This is a genomic window from Candidatus Neomarinimicrobiota bacterium, assembly GCA_012964825.1.
Taxonomy (GTDB): domain Bacteria; phylum Fidelibacterota; class Marinisomatia; order Marinisomatales; family S15-B10; genus UBA2125.
This window is the reverse complement of the sequence record DTTI01000028.1, coordinates 24378-40101: the sequence shown is the minus strand read 5'-3', so window position 1 is coordinate 40101 and position 15724 is coordinate 24378. Positions and strand designations below refer to the sequence as shown.

Annotated in this window: 12 protein-coding genes; 8 read left to right on the top strand and 4 right to left on the bottom strand. The window is 46.5% G+C overall.

The genetic code is table 11. The features are described from left to right. Nucleotides 1–81 precede the first annotated feature (81 nt). From EYO21_02135 to EYO21_02105, 7 genes are all read left to right on the top strand, one after another. Nucleotides 82–846 (top strand): electron transfer flavoprotein beta subunit/FixA family protein, encoded by a 765-nt coding sequence (locus tag EYO21_02135; GenBank protein ID HIB02610.1) that lies wholly within the window; start codon nucleotides 82–84, stop codon nucleotides 844–846. Nucleotides 847–849: 3 nt separating this feature from the next. After that, nucleotides 850–1830 (top strand): electron transfer flavoprotein subunit alpha/FixB family protein, encoded by a 981-nt coding sequence (locus EYO21_02130; protein ID HIB02609.1) that lies wholly within the window; start codon nucleotides 850–852, stop codon nucleotides 1828–1830. A gap of 125 nt (nucleotides 1831–1955) precedes the next feature. Further along, on the top strand, nucleotides 1956–3614 hold the full coding sequence (locus tag EYO21_02125; GenBank protein HIB02608.1) for an electron transfer flavoprotein-ubiquinone oxidoreductase: 1659 nt from the start codon (nucleotides 1956–1958) through the stop codon (nucleotides 3612–3614). 428 nt (nucleotides 3615–4042) lie between these two features. After that, entirely contained in the window at nucleotides 4043–5383 is a 1341-nt protein-coding gene (locus EYO21_02120) for a hypothetical protein (protein ID HIB02607.1), read from the top strand. A 274-nt stretch (nucleotides 5384–5657) separates the two neighbouring features. After that, nucleotides 5658–7520, top strand: coding sequence for a T9SS type A sorting domain-containing protein (locus tag EYO21_02115; GenBank protein ID HIB02606.1), 1863 nt, complete (start codon nucleotides 5658–5660; stop codon nucleotides 7518–7520). A gap of 74 nt (nucleotides 7521–7594) precedes the next feature. Continuing rightward, entirely contained in the window at nucleotides 7595–11212 is a 3618-nt protein-coding gene (locus EYO21_02110; protein HIB02605.1) for a hypothetical protein, read from the top strand. A gap of 58 nt (nucleotides 11213–11270) precedes the next feature. Next, on the top strand, nucleotides 11271–12167 hold the full coding sequence (locus EYO21_02105) for a cation transporter (protein ID HIB02604.1): 897 nt from the start codon (nucleotides 11271–11273) through the stop codon (nucleotides 12165–12167). A 93-nt stretch (nucleotides 12168–12260) separates the two neighbouring features. On the opposite strand, the gene EYO21_02100 is transcribed toward EYO21_02105, so the two are convergent. The 4 genes from EYO21_02100 to EYO21_02085 form a co-directional block, all read right to left on the bottom strand. Further along, on the bottom strand, nucleotides 12261–12578 hold the full coding sequence (locus tag EYO21_02100) for a DUF3467 domain-containing protein (GenBank protein HIB02603.1): 318 nt from the start codon (nucleotides 12576–12578) through the stop codon (nucleotides 12261–12263). Then, on the bottom strand, nucleotides 12575–13018 hold the full coding sequence (locus EYO21_02095; GenBank protein ID HIB02602.1) for a hypothetical protein: 444 nt from the start codon (nucleotides 13016–13018) through the stop codon (nucleotides 12575–12577). Before EYO21_02095 ends, EYO21_02100 begins: the two co-directional genes overlap by 4 nt. 82 nt (nucleotides 13019–13100) lie before the next feature. Beyond that, nucleotides 13101–14315, bottom strand: a complete 1215-nt coding sequence (locus EYO21_02090; GenBank protein HIB02601.1) for a hypothetical protein — start codon at nucleotides 14313–14315, stop codon at nucleotides 13101–13103. Continuing rightward, nucleotides 14312–14866, bottom strand: coding sequence for a hypothetical protein (locus tag EYO21_02085; GenBank protein ID HIB02600.1), 555 nt, complete (start codon nucleotides 14864–14866; stop codon nucleotides 14312–14314). The genes EYO21_02090 and EYO21_02085 overlap by 4 nt, the downstream gene beginning before the upstream one ends. Nucleotides 14867–14969: 103 nt before the next feature. Here EYO21_02085 and EYO21_02080 point away from each other — a divergent pair, with 103 nt between their 5' ends. Next, entirely contained in the window at nucleotides 14970–15722 is a 753-nt protein-coding gene (locus EYO21_02080; GenBank protein HIB02599.1) for a molecular chaperone DjiA, read from the top strand. Nucleotides 15723–15724: the final 2 nt, after the last annotated feature.

The window sequence follows — 15724 nt, the reverse complement described above, 5'->3', positions numbered from 1 at the left end:
TTCTTATCGTCGTGACAGCCCTGAAATTTTGTAAATTGGAGTAATCGTCCGTTACCAACTCGAAACGGAAACTAATCAGACATGAAAATTGCCGTCCTCGTTAAACAAGTCCCCGGTGGCGATTCCCCCCTTAGAATCAGCGATGACCAGCTTTGGGTAAAGGAAGAGCATATCAATTTCATCACCAACGAGAGCGATAGCTACGCCGTTGAGGAAGCGCTTCAACTCAAAGAAAACCTGGGCGAAGGTGAAGTGGTAGCGGTAAGCCTGGGCCCGGATCGCACCCAAAGAACCATAAGGGAGGCATTATCAAAAGGGGCAGACAGAGGAATACACATTGAAGAGTCTTACCCTTATGCATCCGATCCTTTGCAAATTGCCAGGACTTTTGCCAGTGCTCTGGAAGGAGAAAAGTTTGATTTGATTCTGACCGGATTGCAGTCCGATGACTTCGGTTTCGGCCAGGTGGGTGTTCTTCTGGGAGAGATGTTGGGGATGAGCACAGCTACTCTGGTTATCGCAACTGAACTTGCCGATGGTAAAATCAAAGTCAAGCGGGAGCTGGAGTCTGGCTGGTTCCAGTGGGTGAACCTTGATCTTCCTGCATCCATCAGTATTCAGTCAGGCATCAATACGCCGCGTTATCCATCTCTAAAGGGGATCATGGGCGCTAAGAAAAAAGAACTTAAACAGGTGACAGCTGATTCCAGTGATGAAGCAAAACAGTCTATCTCAAAGGTATATATCCCTCAAAAAGTAAAGCGAACGGAAATAATTGAAGGAACAGTTGATCAACAGGTAGAGCGTCTTGTGGATGTACTCAAGAAAGATTTAAGAATAATTTAGGTTATGAGCATACTTGTTGGTGTTGAAGAGAATAACGGTACTGTTCACCGTATGAGCTGGGAGGCTCTGGCCGGAGCTCAGGCGGTGGGACGCGATTTAGGCCTTCCTGTGTCCGTGGTACTTATGGGTGAGGATGTTTCCGGCTTAGCCAATTCTTTTCAATCAAAAGATGTTCAAGAAATTCTGACAGTTGAAAATACCCTGCTCGGTGGCTACAGTGCTGACGGATTTTCTTCCGCATTGTCCCAAGTCATTGAAGCAGAATCTCCTAAGTACGTGCTCATGGGGCACACCTACATGGTGCGAGATTTTCTCCCTCGTGTTAGCGCAAAGCTGAGGATCCCCTTTCTTGCCGATAACATTGACTATAGTGTAAATGAAGGATCTTTGGTACTGTCAAAACAGGTTTTTGCCGGAAAACTTGTGGCGGATACCATGCTCAACAGTGATGGGCCGTGTATCATCTCCTTTCAATCTGCCTCTTTTCAGGAAGAAGATGTGACAGAAGGATCCGGCGCTGCCGCAAGGGCGGTGTCCGTCTCTCTGGAGGAAAGTGCCATACACAGCACATCGGGAGACCCCTTCCAGGAGGCGGCCGGGGCTGTGGATCTCTCCAGTGCTGAAGTGATCGTATCTGTAGGTCGGGGTATTGGCAAAGAAGAAAATCTACCAATGGTGAAGGATCTGGCTCAGGCCATGGGAGCCGAAGTAGCTTCGTCTCGCCCAGTTGTGGATGCAGGATGGCTTGAACCGTACCACCAGATCGGCAGCTCAGGACAGACCGTGGCGCCGAAGCTTTATCTTGCTCTTGGCATTTCTGGAGCCATTCAGCATGTGGTAGGCATGAAAGGATCCAAAAATATTATACTCATCAACAAGGACCCGGAAGCACCCCTTTTTGAACTGGCCGACTACGGCATCATCGGAGATATCCTTGAGATTGTTCCAAAACTGACGGAAGCACTTTTAGGAGTCAAGACATGAACTATTTCTCAAAAACAGTGAGTGACTCAGTGTCATACGGTCAGGCGTTTGGCCACTCCCAGCCAAAGAGAAAGGAATGGAAAGAGTTTGGACTAGTACCAAGCGTCTGATGTAAGAGATTGAAAATGCCTGAGCGAGAGATTCTGGAAATTGATGTACTATTCGTCGGGGCCGGGCCAGCCAGCCTCAGCGGGGCCATCCATCTTAATCGCCTCCTAAAAGAAAATGGGGAGGAACCTTCAATAGCCATTATTGAAAAGGGAGCAGAAGTCGGTGCTCATTCTCTATCCGGTGCCATTGTAGATCCGAGAGCTCTTCAAGAACTGATTCCTGATTATATGGATAAGGGTGTACCGTTTGAATCTGAGGTTAAAGAAGAACACATGTATTACCTGAGCTTATCCAGAAAATTCCCTTTCCCTTTCATTCCAAAGTCAATGTCCCACCATGGATGTTATGTCGCCTCCCTGGGCAAACTCACACGCTGGCTGGGTAATATCTGCGAGGAGCAAGGCATAGATATATTCTGTGGTTTTTCGGGATCCGAGCTCTTATATGAGGATGATAGAGTCGTAGGGGTCCGATTGGGAGATCGCGGGATAGACAAGAATGGTCAACCAAAACCGAATTACGAGGCGGGCGGAGATATCCGCGCAAAAGTCACTGTTCTAGGGGAAGGGACACACGGGAATCTCACGAAGGAACTCATAACCAAATGCCACCTAAGATCGGGTAAGAATCCCCAGGTCTGGGCGTTGGGAGTAAAAGAGTTGTGGCAAATGCCCCCGGATACCGTCCCGGCAGGTTATGTAGCTCATACCATGGGATTCCCCTTGGGACACGACATTTTTGGTGGCGGTTTCATCTATGGCATGAAAAATGATATTTGGAATGTGGGAATCGTTGTAGGGCTCGACTACAGCGATTCCAACGTTGACCCCCACCACGAGCTTCAATCTCTGAAGACTCACCCATGGGTCAGGTCACTCCTAGACGGAGGAGAAATGATTGCCTATGGAGCCAAGACACTGCCTGAGGGAGGCTACTTCTCTATCCCAAAGCTTACTGTAGGTGGTGCCATGCTTATTGGTGACTCCGCCGGTTTTTTGAACGGACAGCGATTGAAAGGAATCCATCTCGCTATGAAATCTGGTATGCTGGCGGCGGATGTAATTAGGGACGCCTTAGACAATAACCGATTTGATGATGAAATGCTCAGCTCTTTTGAGACGAAAGTACAGGAAAGCTGGATTCATGATGAGCTTTGGAAGGTAAGGAACTTCCACCAGGGTTTTGACAGAGGACTTCTGGCGGGCCTTTTTAACGCCGGGTTTGGACTGGTCACTGGTGGTCGAGCGTGGGGGCTCTTCAATCGCCTTCAATCCAAAGAAGATTACCTTCATCTAACAAATCTTAATAAAACCGCTGAGGGGGAATATCATGACCGTTATAACAACCTGAAGTTCGATGGAAAATACTTGTTCGATAAGGTTACAGATGTCTATCACTCCGCCACCTCGCACGATGAAGATCAAATCCCCCATTTACATGTCCACGATACGGATATTTGCATCACTAAATGTGTTGAGGAATTTGGGAATCCATGTGAAAAGTTCTGTCCCGCCGACGTCTATGAGATCGTAACAGAAGAGAATAATCGTCGGTTACAGATCAACTTCTCAAACTGTGTCCATTGCAAAACGTGTGATATTATGGATCCCTATCAGATTATAAACTGGGTTCCGCCCGAAGGCGGCGGTGGTCCAGTCTGGATTAACCTTTAGGCTGATCCTAGAAATTCTAATATAATTCGCATCGGCGGTAGTATACCACTTATCGCTATTACCCATTGTCTGGCAGGGAGTATTGGTCCTGCACGGATTTTAAATAATGTGAGATATACTACAGATTTTACCTCTCAAACATCATTTACAAATGATTCCAATACAACAGAGTTATAATATGTTGATGAGAGTTCGGGAACCACTTTCCTAGTCTCAACCTGGGAAGTTACGGGGGTAGGTACAGCAACAAAATGATAAATTCTCACCTTAACAGTATATTTCGAAGGCATAGTATTAAGAATATCATGCTATTTCACCTAAGGCATAAAATGGTGAATCGAACCCTAAATAAATACAGTTTCATTTCATTGATTGCGCTTTCACTTGCTTGTCTCATCACATCATGTAGCAAGGAAGTATCTTTCAAAATGGAATTAGGAAATAGAAAGTCCTTTCATGAAGAAAAACATAATATAATCCCTGGGCCGCGGACTTGTTTTTGGACCCGTGGTCCAGTGAGCAAAGATCCGTACATAAATATTGCCTATCCTGATGCTGGTGCTTTTTATTGGAATGCAACCTTTACTGTACCAGAAGGTGCCCGATTGTATCTTGAAGGCAAATTTCCTCACTCGAGATATATGTCACTAATTAGTTATGACGGCCGGGGTGCACCAATAGAATCTTTGGCTGATTATCTTATTGTACCTGATGAACATTCAATAAATCCATTTATAGAAGGAGCGAATAGAACAAATGAGAATAGATCTTATACTGTTGAAATTGTAAATCTTCCTCCAGAAATAAGAAGAAAAGAAGGAACCAAGCTTGAGTTTCAAAATGACATTAAAGGTTCTGGTTTGCAAAATGAAACCGGTCTCAGAAATTCGTTAAATGCGGTACAATACGGACAAGGGCAGCAGTCAATTATCTATCGAATTTATGTCCCTGATAAAGGTAAAGATGAATCAGGAGGGGTACCTTTACCTGAGTTTGTTTTAATTTTGAATAATGGAGATGAATTAAGAGGAGAAAAAGCTTGCGAAGCATTACATACTAACCAACCAGCACAAATCACCATCGACGCTATAGGGTTACCTATGACCGTATACTCGGAACTTATAAACCAAGCTGGGAAACCAGATACATGGCCAGCGACGGTACCAACAACTTGGTATCTTCAATATGACAGAGATTTTCTTTTAGGTATTTATAACGGACAGCTGCCAAAATCCTTTAGAAAAAGCACAGGTGGCTTCTATCCAAATCTTGATAATAATTATGTACGGACTATTATTAATCGTAAAAATGGCAAAGTATTTGTTATGAAAGGGAAGTTGCCCAAAACTCCAAAAACCTATCATGGCGATGAATTCATGTCCAAAGGAGAGCTGGTATACTGGTCTATTTGTTCTAATCAAGGTTTTGCAAATACCCGGGTGAATGATTGCCTTTTTGATGAACAGGTTCCTGTGAATAATAATAATGAATATATTATTGTGGTTAGTAGAGAAGAGGACCGTCCTCGGAATGCTCATCCCGAATGTGGAGTTGGCTGGTTACCGATGGCTGATGATGGTGACGGCGCAATTGATGAAGATGTCACAGTTATTCAAATTAGGAACATGTTAGCCTCACCCGATTTTAAACATGCAATCCAAAATGTAAATGAGATAGGTAAAGAAAAGCAGATAATGGGGCCTTATTTACCGGTTTCTTTCTACACTACAACAGGAGCATTTGAAATTATCTTTCCATGTCTTAACTGAGTTAGAGGGGCTACCAGACTGATTAATAAATATATTGTATAGAAACAAAAAACCCCCACCAAGTAGCGGGCTTTTTTGTTTCTATACTTCCTGATTGACTTTAAAGCTATCTCCCCTTAGTTGGCTACAGCAAGGAGTGTGAGCTAAAACACACAATAAATTAAATTGTAAAAAATTGTTGCCCCCAGACAGATTAAATGTCTATTTTCACACCTGTGGGGCGAGGAATCGCTGTCCCTGAGGTAATAATTTCAACTAAGATGAGGAACAGATCATGAAATCCAGAATGATATCGATTGCAACTTTTATACTTGCACTGATGGTCATTGGGGAGGCCCAGTCTATTACGGGGACCTACCAGTTGCACTCTGTGAGAGTTATTTATAATAACATTGTTCGCCCGGCTACCCATGCCGATGATGCGGACGTTGACGGCGTCTACGGCACATGGGTCATACCTTATGGTGACTCATACGTGGCAATGGATGCAAACGCAGATGGGGTGGCCGACCTCAAACGAGTTTTAACTGGAGGTCTAGGCGCTAATATCCGAGTGGAATCTTATCCGGAAGCCAGAGATCCTTTCTATTTAACTAATTATATTGGAGTGGATTTAACAGTGGCGCTGGATCATGAAAACGGGACGGCCATCATTCCAGGTGACCCCACGAGACCAAGTACATATCCAACCACTTTAACAGAAAATTGTGTTACACAGCTTACTGTAGCAGCCGTTACGGATAATCAGGCGAACGTCTACAAGGGACCCATAGTTAATCCAAATGGGAATGTTGTCTGGGGTTTTGGTATACAGCAATCGACTGTCTTTAGCTGGTTCAAACCCATTGATCCGGCTACACATTACCCGAATCGTAACCATTCGCCAAAGGTCGCCGGTATTGATTCTTCATGGGGAATGATTGTTGGCAAAGACGCTACTGAAAACTCTGACGGCACCATGCGGTTTAAGCATGCCACAATTAGATGGCACGCTTTGGATGGACCTTATGCTACAGGTGGTGCTGAGGCTGGTATTGATGATGATGGGGCACTTAACAGACAGCTCGGTGTGACCATTACCGCTGACAAAGTTACTATTCCAGGCATGGTTGCATGGGGCGCTACAAAAGGCGCAACCATCGTTGCAGGTGACTACCCAATGATTAACGGACGAGGATTTGATGGTGACAAATTGTCTTTCACTCCAGGTGAGCAACTCTTGACCCACACCTCTGTTGGAGGTACCTGGGATGGTGTTGGATATGCATTCGATGTCCGGGGTGGCGATGGAAAACCCTTCTCTGGTGATGAGCCATTAGCGTTCACAGGTTACTACTTTACTGCAAACTTTGCTGCCGCTGCCGGTGCCTGGCAAGCAGCTTTAGCGGTTGCTGATCTTTCAGATCCTACAGCAGCAATAACGGCTGCTGCCACAGCTGTTGCTACAGCCTTTAGCCTGGATGCAGCGACTGCAGCTGCTGTTGTAACGGGCGCTGCGACAGCCCTTGGGGCTAGTTTTACTGCTGCTGTTACTGCACTCATGACTGGTGGTATGGATGCAGCAACTGCCGCTGCGACTGCCTTTGGTCAAATTGCTCCCACTGGGCCTACAGTTCTTCTGGGTGCCATGACTGCCGCCGGGATTACTGTAAACGATGGTGGTCATGACTTTTCAGCCACCGCACCCACAGCAGGTGGCCGTTTACTGTTCCAGGTTGATGCCAATACAGTTGGTGGCATATGTGTACCTGTTCGTCAGGTCGTGGATGTATTTGCTCACTTCACAAATACAGTGGACTGGGTTGCTCCTACGTCGCCTATTAAACCTCTAACCATATCGGATGAGAGTAATATCCCTATGCAGTTTACCCTGCATAACAACTACCCGAATCCTTTCAACCCCGTTACCACTATCAGTTTTGACCTCCCTGAGGAGAACTATACTGAAGTGGCTATTTACAATATGATGGGGCAGAAAATACGGACACTCCATACGGGCAATATGAACGCTGGGCGCCATCACATTTTATTCGATGGTGTTAACGATCAGAATCAGCAGCTTGGTAGTGGTGTCTATTTCTACCGTGTGGTTGCTGGCGAATTCCAGGCCACAAAGAAAATGATGCTTGTCAAATAAAAGAACCGGCTCTTAGGTTCATTTAAGCGATTTTCATAAGTTCAGCCCCGTTTTGTACGGGGCTGAACTTTTTTATGAAGATAAACGCAACTAGAATCTCTGTCGTTTTTACCGCGATTTTCACAACCCTGTCGGCCCAGAGCGGATCAATATCCGGGACTGTACTCGACGCTTCATCTAACGATCCCCTTATTGCCGCCAACGTAACAGTTGCGGGCGAAGCACTTACCGAAACCACAGGCAGTGCAACTGATGCGAATGGTCAATATACCATCACCAATCTGCCGCCTGGTGAGTATGTCGTTAAAGTGAACTACATCGGTTATGAGACAAAAGAAGAGACAATTACCTTAAACTCTGGACAATCCCTATATCTTGATTTTAAGTTGGCTCTTTCAGCCATTGAGTACGATACATATGTGGTCACCGCTTCCCGCCGCCGGGAGCGGATTGAGGATGCACCGGCCGCCATCAGCGTGATCACGGCAAAGTCCATTCGAAGAGAGAGTAACACAAACCTTGGTGATTATCTGAAATCGGTGAAAGGGGTCGATTTCACTCAGTCTGGTATCGACAGTTACAACCTGAGTGCCAGGGGTTTCAACAGCTCCTTTAGTTCACGGCTTTTGACTCTGACCGATGGAAGAATGGCCAATGTACCGTCCCTCCGACTTGTTGCATACAATGTTATCCCCGTCTCTTTCGAAGATGTGCAGCAAATCGAGGTAGTGCTGGGCCCTTCTTCTGCCCTCTATGGACCTAACGCTCACAGTGGCGTTCTTAATATTATCACGCGCGCGCCCAGAGACTCAAAAGGGACCACTTTCAATGTTCAAACAGGCTTCCTCGCCCAGCCGGGTGGAAAACCGTTGAAGAAAATATCGTTTCGTCATGCTTCAGCCTGGAAAGATTTTGGGTTCAAAGTGTCCAGTGTGGCACTGAACGCCTACGACTGGGAGCATTACAATGATGATGAATTTCAAGGGCACGACCCTGCTTTTCTCGGCAGACCCCACCTCTCCCGCGATGGTATAGATAACGGCGGATCCAGTCCTGAACTTTTTAGCCCCACATTTACGGAAGACATGCTCAGGGAGCTGACCGTTGGTGAAGTGCCTAACAACGGTATTGATGATAACGGCAACGGCTTTATTGATGAAACAATGGATATGGTTGGCTACGCCTATGCCGATGGTATGATTAACTGGTTCCCTTTCGGCACCGAACAGAATTCGCCTAAGATTACACAGGTGATGGTCACCCAGGCCGCAAGTGACCCGTTTAACCGGCTGTGCGTGATTAATGGTGTTATCAATTCATTCAGTGGTAACTGCCAGGGGATAGTTCTCTGGGGTGTCACTTCAGACAGGATCGGCAAACAGTTCAAAGATGGCCTTGATAACAACGGTAATGGAGCGATCGATGAGGGGATTGATACCGGTATTGATGGAAGTGATGAATTATTCTTTGATGGTATAGACAATGATGGAGATGGACTGATAGATGAGGATGATGAAACCGTTGCAAACTATTGGCTCAACCGCTTCGGAAGCTATGCTTCAGGTGATACAACAAAATTGGACAGATATGGTTTCGGTTTTGGCGACTATGAATATGATGATGAAGGTAATCTTCTGTTCGATACAAATCGCAACGGTGTATTTGGAGACCCGGAGGATTTCAAGCTGACAAGAGGGGAATTGAGTCGTTGGATAAAGGATGCAAACGGAGACGGCTTGGATGACTTTCCTGATTTTAATGTGGAAAACTACCGCTACGATCTTCGTTTTGATTATGACCCAAACAGCGATTTCAACCTCAGCCTTTCCCACGGATTGGCAAAAGCAAAAAACATCAACATCACCGGTATCGCCCGCTACCTGGCCGATGGTTGGGTCTATCAATACTACCAGAGTCGGCTGAGGTACAAGAACTTTTTTTGGCAAACTTATCTGAATACCAGTATGTCCGGAAAGTACAACCCTAAATACCCATTGGCTCACTCTCCTACCCGAAATATGGCCACCGGCGGAACCATCTACGACCGGTCCAAAAAGTTCAGTACCCAGTTTCAGCATGCAATGGAATTCATGAATAGTGATCTTAGGTTTGTATGGGGCGCCGATTACTTTCTGACCATGCCGGACACAAGAGGCTCAATACTTTCAGATGACCAGGGGGTTAACGGCAGGGACGATAACGGAAACGGTGAGGCCGGCTCGCCTATTACCTGGGCCGACTATAATGACAATCTTAGACACGATCGAGGTGAGATGTATACAAGGTGGGGTACTGATAACGGTAAGCAGGATGGCCTGGTGGGAACTACAGATAATGTCCTGCATGCGGTTGCGGACGGCATTGACAATGACGGTGACGGCCTCATCGATGAGGGCATTGATGAGCCGGCTGAGGACAACCGCTATGTTGTTAATGAGTTCGGTGCCTATTATCAGATCAATTGGAAGCTCAATCCAAAATATGAGCTGATCCATGCCACTCGTTTTGACGCTCACGACCGCCTGACTGACTTCATTGAATTCAACAACTACGACTATAATTACAGCCCTACTAACTGGAAGTTCAATTTCGGCAAAACTGAAGGGATGCAAATCTCCCCAAAGATCGGCCTGGTGTACCGTCCCCGGGAAAACCAGAACTTCAGACTCACATGGGCCAAAGCGTTTAACACACCATCCAACCAGGCGCTGTTTCTGGATATTTTTGTGACCAGGGTGGCCACTTACAAGGTATATGCCCGTGGTGCTCATGAAGGGTATGTGTATCCCAGGAGTGAAGATGGGGATATCTTCTGGAAAAGCCCTTACAATGCTTTTGAGGTAAATGAGTTTGATTCAACTACACACGTTTTCTTCTACCCTTCTACAGACCCTAGAAACAGGGGATTCTTTAAGGACGATATTCCAGATCAGGGCGGCATTTATCCCGAAACAGTCCACACACTGGAGTTCGGTTACAAAGGCCGCATTGCCCCCACCATTTATGGGACAATGGATATCTTCAGGAGCAACTACAGTTCATTCGTCAGTGCCATTACTTTTATAACACCTATTGTGCTTGACAAAGAAGTGTTGACCACAGACTATAATGGGAACGGGGTCATTAATGAAGACCCGGATAACATTCTGGATGAAGATGATCTGGATGAATCATTTGACGTCTGGCTCACACATCTTGAAGGCATTGCTTCCATGGATACAACAGCAGGCTTTAACCCTCCTGTTGTTGTGGGTTACCTCAATTACGGGAATGTGAACATGGGCGGTATGGATATGAGCCTCTCATTCTTACTGAACCGAACATGGAGTGCGGACATTACATACTCTTATCTCAGCATGAGTGACTTCATCAACCCAATCACCAATGCAAAGGATCCCATTAACGCTCCCAAGCATAAAGGAGGTATAAAGCTGCGGTACTCTCCTCCGGAATCGAAGCTTGGTGGCACATTCAATTATCGTTATGTGGACGCCTTCCCTTGGCAATCAGGCGTCTATTTCGGCACCATAGGCCCTTACCATATATTTGATTTCCACGCGCGATATCAACTTATAGACAAGGTGGCTGTACTGATGAGTGTCAGCAACCTTTTCAACGATCGTCATATTGAGATTCAGGGTGGCCCGGCCATCGGCCGCCTGGTTATGCTCCGCCTCCAGGCTGAGCTTTAATCCACCGCCTTACCAATCCTCACAACTCTCCCCTGTCTGAAGTAAATTTCTTTTTCCCATGAGCGGTCATTTCACTTCTCAAAAAGTTCTCAAGACAGCAGCCCTGCTCCTGAGTATCACATTCCTTGCTGAGCTGCTGGGTGGTATTGTTTTCGGCAGCTTGAGCCTCATTTCAGATTCATTTCACGTTATTTCCGATCTCGGTTCTATTCTTATCGCTTCTTTTGCCCTTTCTGTGGCTCAAAGGCGGCACCCCACCCAGAGAATGGCTTTCGGCTACCATCGTCTGGAGGTGATGAGTGCCCTTTTTAACGGCATTGTTCTCAGCATCATTTCGGCTGTTATTTTCCTGGAGGCGTGGGAGCGGTTCCGGAATCCAGGCAAAATCGAAACCAGCGGCGCCCTGGTGATTGCTGTCATTGGACTTGTGGTAAACCTTATCGTCATCCGCTTCTTTCATCACACACCGGACAAAGACAAGGATGTGAATATCAGGAGTGCCTACCTGCACATCATGGGGGATATCCTCGCCTCAGTTTCCGTGGTGGTTGGCATCATCGCAATCAAGCTTTTTGATATGCCCGTCATCGACCCCGTTGTGGCCGCCTTTGTGGCGTTGCTTTTGCTCATAGGTGCTGGTAGGGTTCTCTATTCCAGCGCGGAAATTCTTTTACAGAAATCACCCCAGGATATTGACCATGTCCGGCAGCGCGTGCTGGAAATTGACGGCGTTAAAGATTTTCTCGATGTGAGGCTTTGGCAGGTCTGTTCACATCTGACAGTCGGGACGGCTCACGTCGTCGTCTCCGTGGATTCTCTGGAAGCCGCGGAGCCCATCAAACAGAACATCCGATCCATCATTCAGGAAGAGTTCGATGTGAGAGATATTACACTGGAGTGTGAGACGGAAAAAGGGGCTGAAGAGCACTCACACCGCTTTGAGCACCAGCATTAGCCGGTGCCTTTTGGCCTAAATAGCCAAGCTAACACCAGCATAAAACCAAAAGTTCTTTCAGGGTCTTTTCCTGTTAGCAGACTCATTAAATGGTTAATTCGGCAATGATCCTTCAGGTGGTTTGACCCCGAATTGATCAAAAGATTCATTCTTCGGCACAGCAATTTCGCCGTATTGCTTTTCATACTTTCCGATGTTATCTGACAGAGCCCTTTGAAAACTCTTGGCATGAGATGGGGTCATGATGATTCTTGAATTCACTTTCGCCTTTGGCATACCCGGGAGGAGGCGGGTGAAATCCATGACAAACTCAGCCGGAGAGTGAGTAATGACCACAAAATTGGCATAATCGCCACTCCCAACTTTCTCATCAAGCTCAATGTTGATATGCTGTTCTTTATTTTTACTCACGTTTTTTTCTTTCTCCCTCTTCGCGACTTTTTCTTCTTCTTTAAAAGCGGGTTTTCATCGTCACTCTTATTACGGAGATTGAATTCTTCCCAATCTTCTTCCAGTCCTTCCCAAACGTCTATCTCTTCTGTAGTATCTTTTTCTACGGTTTGTACCTCTTCTTCAAAAAGAGAAAAGGTGTCTTTTTTCTTTTCAAAAGTCTGCGGGTCCACCTCCTCCTGATCGGTGGGGTCGAGACGTTCAATCTCATCCTTGTAGACTTTCATATCGAAAAAGTCTATATCCTTTACAATACCGTTGGCCACAAGGTATTCTATGAAATCCAGGTATTTCGCATTCTGTAGATCGGTCTTGCAATCAGCACAAACCAACGACTCTCTGAGACCCTCTTCTCCAAGGGGAGTTTTGCATTCTGGGCAGATTAAACCTTCTGATAACATGACAGTTCCTCGTATTATCCTCGATTTGAAGGCGTTAATATAATCGGCGACCTGCCCCTCGTCAACAGTAATTTCAAAATTTTCATTTATTATTATTTTCAGCTATTCGGCGGAAGAAACTTTCCTCAACCTCTGAGAATAACTGTCCCCGCCTCTCCTTTACCGCCTTCGCTGTCTCAACAAACTTCTGGAAATTGTATTTCTGAAATTCCCTGTTCATGACCCATGAGAAAGGCGGTATCACCTTCGGCGGAAAACCGGCAGCCACCACATTGCAGGCCGGGCCTACGATGGTTCCAGTGTTGAAAGGGGTACCGATGGCCGACTTTGAATGATCACCCATGAACAACCCCACAAAAAGACTTCCTGTGTCAATCAGCTCGCCGTGTACAGTCACTTCCACGGAAGTATAATTGTTTTTCAGATCGCTGTTATTGGTTCCTGCACCGAGGTTGACCCATTCCCCGATGTAGGCGTGACCGATAAACCCGTCATGCTGTTTGTTGCTCCAACTCTGGAAAATGGACTCAGCCACCTCCCCGCCAATCTTACATCCGTGACCGAGAGAGGTCTCTCCGAAGATCTTTGCACCGGCTTTAATAAGGGTACAATCACCAACATAAAGGGGACCCTCAAGATAAGCACCGGACTGAACGGTCACATTTTCGCCAATGATGACCGGGCCCGATTCACCATCCAGAATGGCCCCTGCCTTAACTTTAGTGCCCTCAGGCACATAGATGTTATCTCGATTTAAGATATGGACACCATCATCAATATCGCCTTTCACTTCTCCCAGCGGGAAGTGGGTAGCGTCCTCCTCGATAGCATGACCGTTCTCATTGATGCAATCCCATAGGTAAGTAATTATTTTCAGATCATCGGCCTCCTTCCCTAAGATTTCGGGACATGGTGTTTCCACAGGACCCCCGGCCTCAAGCCACTTTTGACCCGCATCTGATGACAGATGTGCTCCCACCACACAGCCGTCTGATGTGAGGACCCCCTCCTTCGATTCCAAAAGCTTTAGCAACGCTTCGCTCCAGAGGACCGCACTATTGAGCCAAAGACCTTCAGAAACAGATTGTGGATTCACCGCCAACTCGTCAAAACGTGCCTCAGTGATGCCCACAAGTTCTTCCCGAACGAACAGCGAAACGGAACCGTCAGAACGCAACAGACGCAGACGTTCCAAGAATGTGAAGGCGCCGCACCTCAGTTCAAACACGGTGCGTGTCAGAGTAATGGGCTCCAGCTTCAAGGCCGAAGCCCGGGTTTCATAAAGGTAGATATTCATAAGTTCAGCAACTTTTGTACTGCCAGATAACTCCTTTCAAGAAATTCACTTTTCGAACTGTCAATCTCCACATTGAAAAAATGTTCCGAATATTTACTGGCAAATCCAATTCGCAACGGTGCCCCTGAAATGTGCGTCAGGTAGGCTGACGGTAGATTAAAGCCGGGATGCATATCTACAACCGCCTCGTACTGCCTGTCAAATATTCGGTCCACCATGGTTTGTCGCGGCAACCTGAGCCAGTTCAAATCTTCATCCTCATACACCTTCACCTTCTCCGGAAGTGAGTCCTGAAATGTGTGATAAAGCCTCTTATCCATCAGAAAATCGATTTTAGCATGCTCGTTTTGGTAGATGGATTTCAGGAAATAACGGGCAATTCTGGAGTTCTCACGACCTTCCGGCAGGATAATGAGTGCAGAGCGAATCCCTGAGCCTCCCTTTCGGATAGCACCAGTGAAATCTGGCTTCTTCAATTTTCGTGTCAACCGAAACCAGGTGATGGTCCCGCATGTTTTCCATTGTTCCAGTTGGCGGCGCATACTGTGCAATATAGGACTTTTGCTGAAAAAAGAAACTTTTTAGTTACTGACGATTTTCCAGCAGAACTCTGTATCTTTGCAGATCTGAAATGCACAGTTTTACAAACATAAGATGCCTGTAGGAAAGAAAATACTCTGGAGCGGACTCGGCTGGGTACTGGCCGGTCCTATCGGCGCGCTGGTGGGATTTTCGTTGGCGGCCTTTTCTGAACAGCCGCCGGAAGGCTCACCCTACAGAATGCACTATGGCCCAAGGAAAAGTCCCAAAGATTATCCCCGCACCCGTCCCGGCGACTTTGCTGTCTCCTTGCTGGTTCTTCTGGGCCAAGTCATGAAGGCAGACAATAAACTTTTGAAATCGGAACTGGCATTTGTTAAACAGTTCCTTACAAAACATTTTGGACAGGAAAATGCGAAAGATCTCATGATACTCTTCAAAGACATTTTAAAGCAGGACTACGCCCTCCCATCCATCTGCCGTCAGATCAAGAAGGAGATGGACCATGCGGCCCGGCTGGAACTGGTCCACGGACTATTTGGGCTCGCTCATGCTGATGGCGAGCTCCATCAGTTGGAAGATGATATGATCAGGAAGATCTGCAATTATATTGGTGTCTCTCCTTCCGATTTCGAATCCATGAAAGCCATGTTTGTGAGCCAGACCACAGGCACTTATATCATACTTGAAGTGGATCCCTCCGCTACCGATACCGAAGTAAAGCGGGCTTACAGAAAAATGGCCGCCAAGTATCACCCCGACAAGGTAGCACACCTGGGAGAAGAGTTCGGGCAGTTGGCGGAGAATAAGTTCAAGGCTGTGAACAACGCCTATGAAAAAATCAAGAGTGAGAGAAATCTGAATTAGCC

What these genes read in the sequence shown, in the direction of transcription:
- EYO21_02135 (HIB02610.1), top strand. Translation starts at nt 82, where the DNA reads ATGAAAATTGCCGTCCTCGTTAAACAAGTCCCCGGTGGCGATTCCCCC.
- EYO21_02130 (HIB02609.1), top strand. Translation starts at nt 850, where the DNA reads ATGAGCATACTTGTTGGTGTTGAAGAGAATAACGGTACTGTTCACCGT.
- EYO21_02125 (HIB02608.1), top strand. Translation starts at nt 1,956, where the DNA reads ATGCCTGAGCGAGAGATTCTGGAAATTGATGTACTATTCGTCGGGGCC.
- EYO21_02120 (HIB02607.1), top strand. Translation starts at nt 4,043, where the DNA reads ATGGAATTAGGAAATAGAAAGTCCTTTCATGAAGAAAAACATAATATA.
- EYO21_02115 (HIB02606.1), top strand. Translation starts at nt 5,658, where the DNA reads ATGAAATCCAGAATGATATCGATTGCAACTTTTATACTTGCACTGATG.
- EYO21_02110 (HIB02605.1), top strand. Translation starts at nt 7,595, where the DNA reads ATGAAGATAAACGCAACTAGAATCTCTGTCGTTTTTACCGCGATTTTC.
- EYO21_02105 (HIB02604.1), top strand. Translation starts at nt 11,271, where the DNA reads ATGAGCGGTCATTTCACTTCTCAAAAAGTTCTCAAGACAGCAGCCCTG.
- EYO21_02095 (HIB02602.1), bottom strand. Translation starts at nt 13,018, where the DNA reads ATGTTATCAGAAGGTTTAATCTGCCCAGAATGCAAAACTCCCCTTGGA.
- EYO21_02090 (HIB02601.1), bottom strand. Translation starts at nt 14,315, where the DNA reads ATGAATATCTACCTTTATGAAACCCGGGCTTCGGCCTTGAAGCTGGAG.
- EYO21_02080 (HIB02599.1), top strand. Translation starts at nt 14,970, where the DNA reads ATGCCTGTAGGAAAGAAAATACTCTGGAGCGGACTCGGCTGGGTACTG.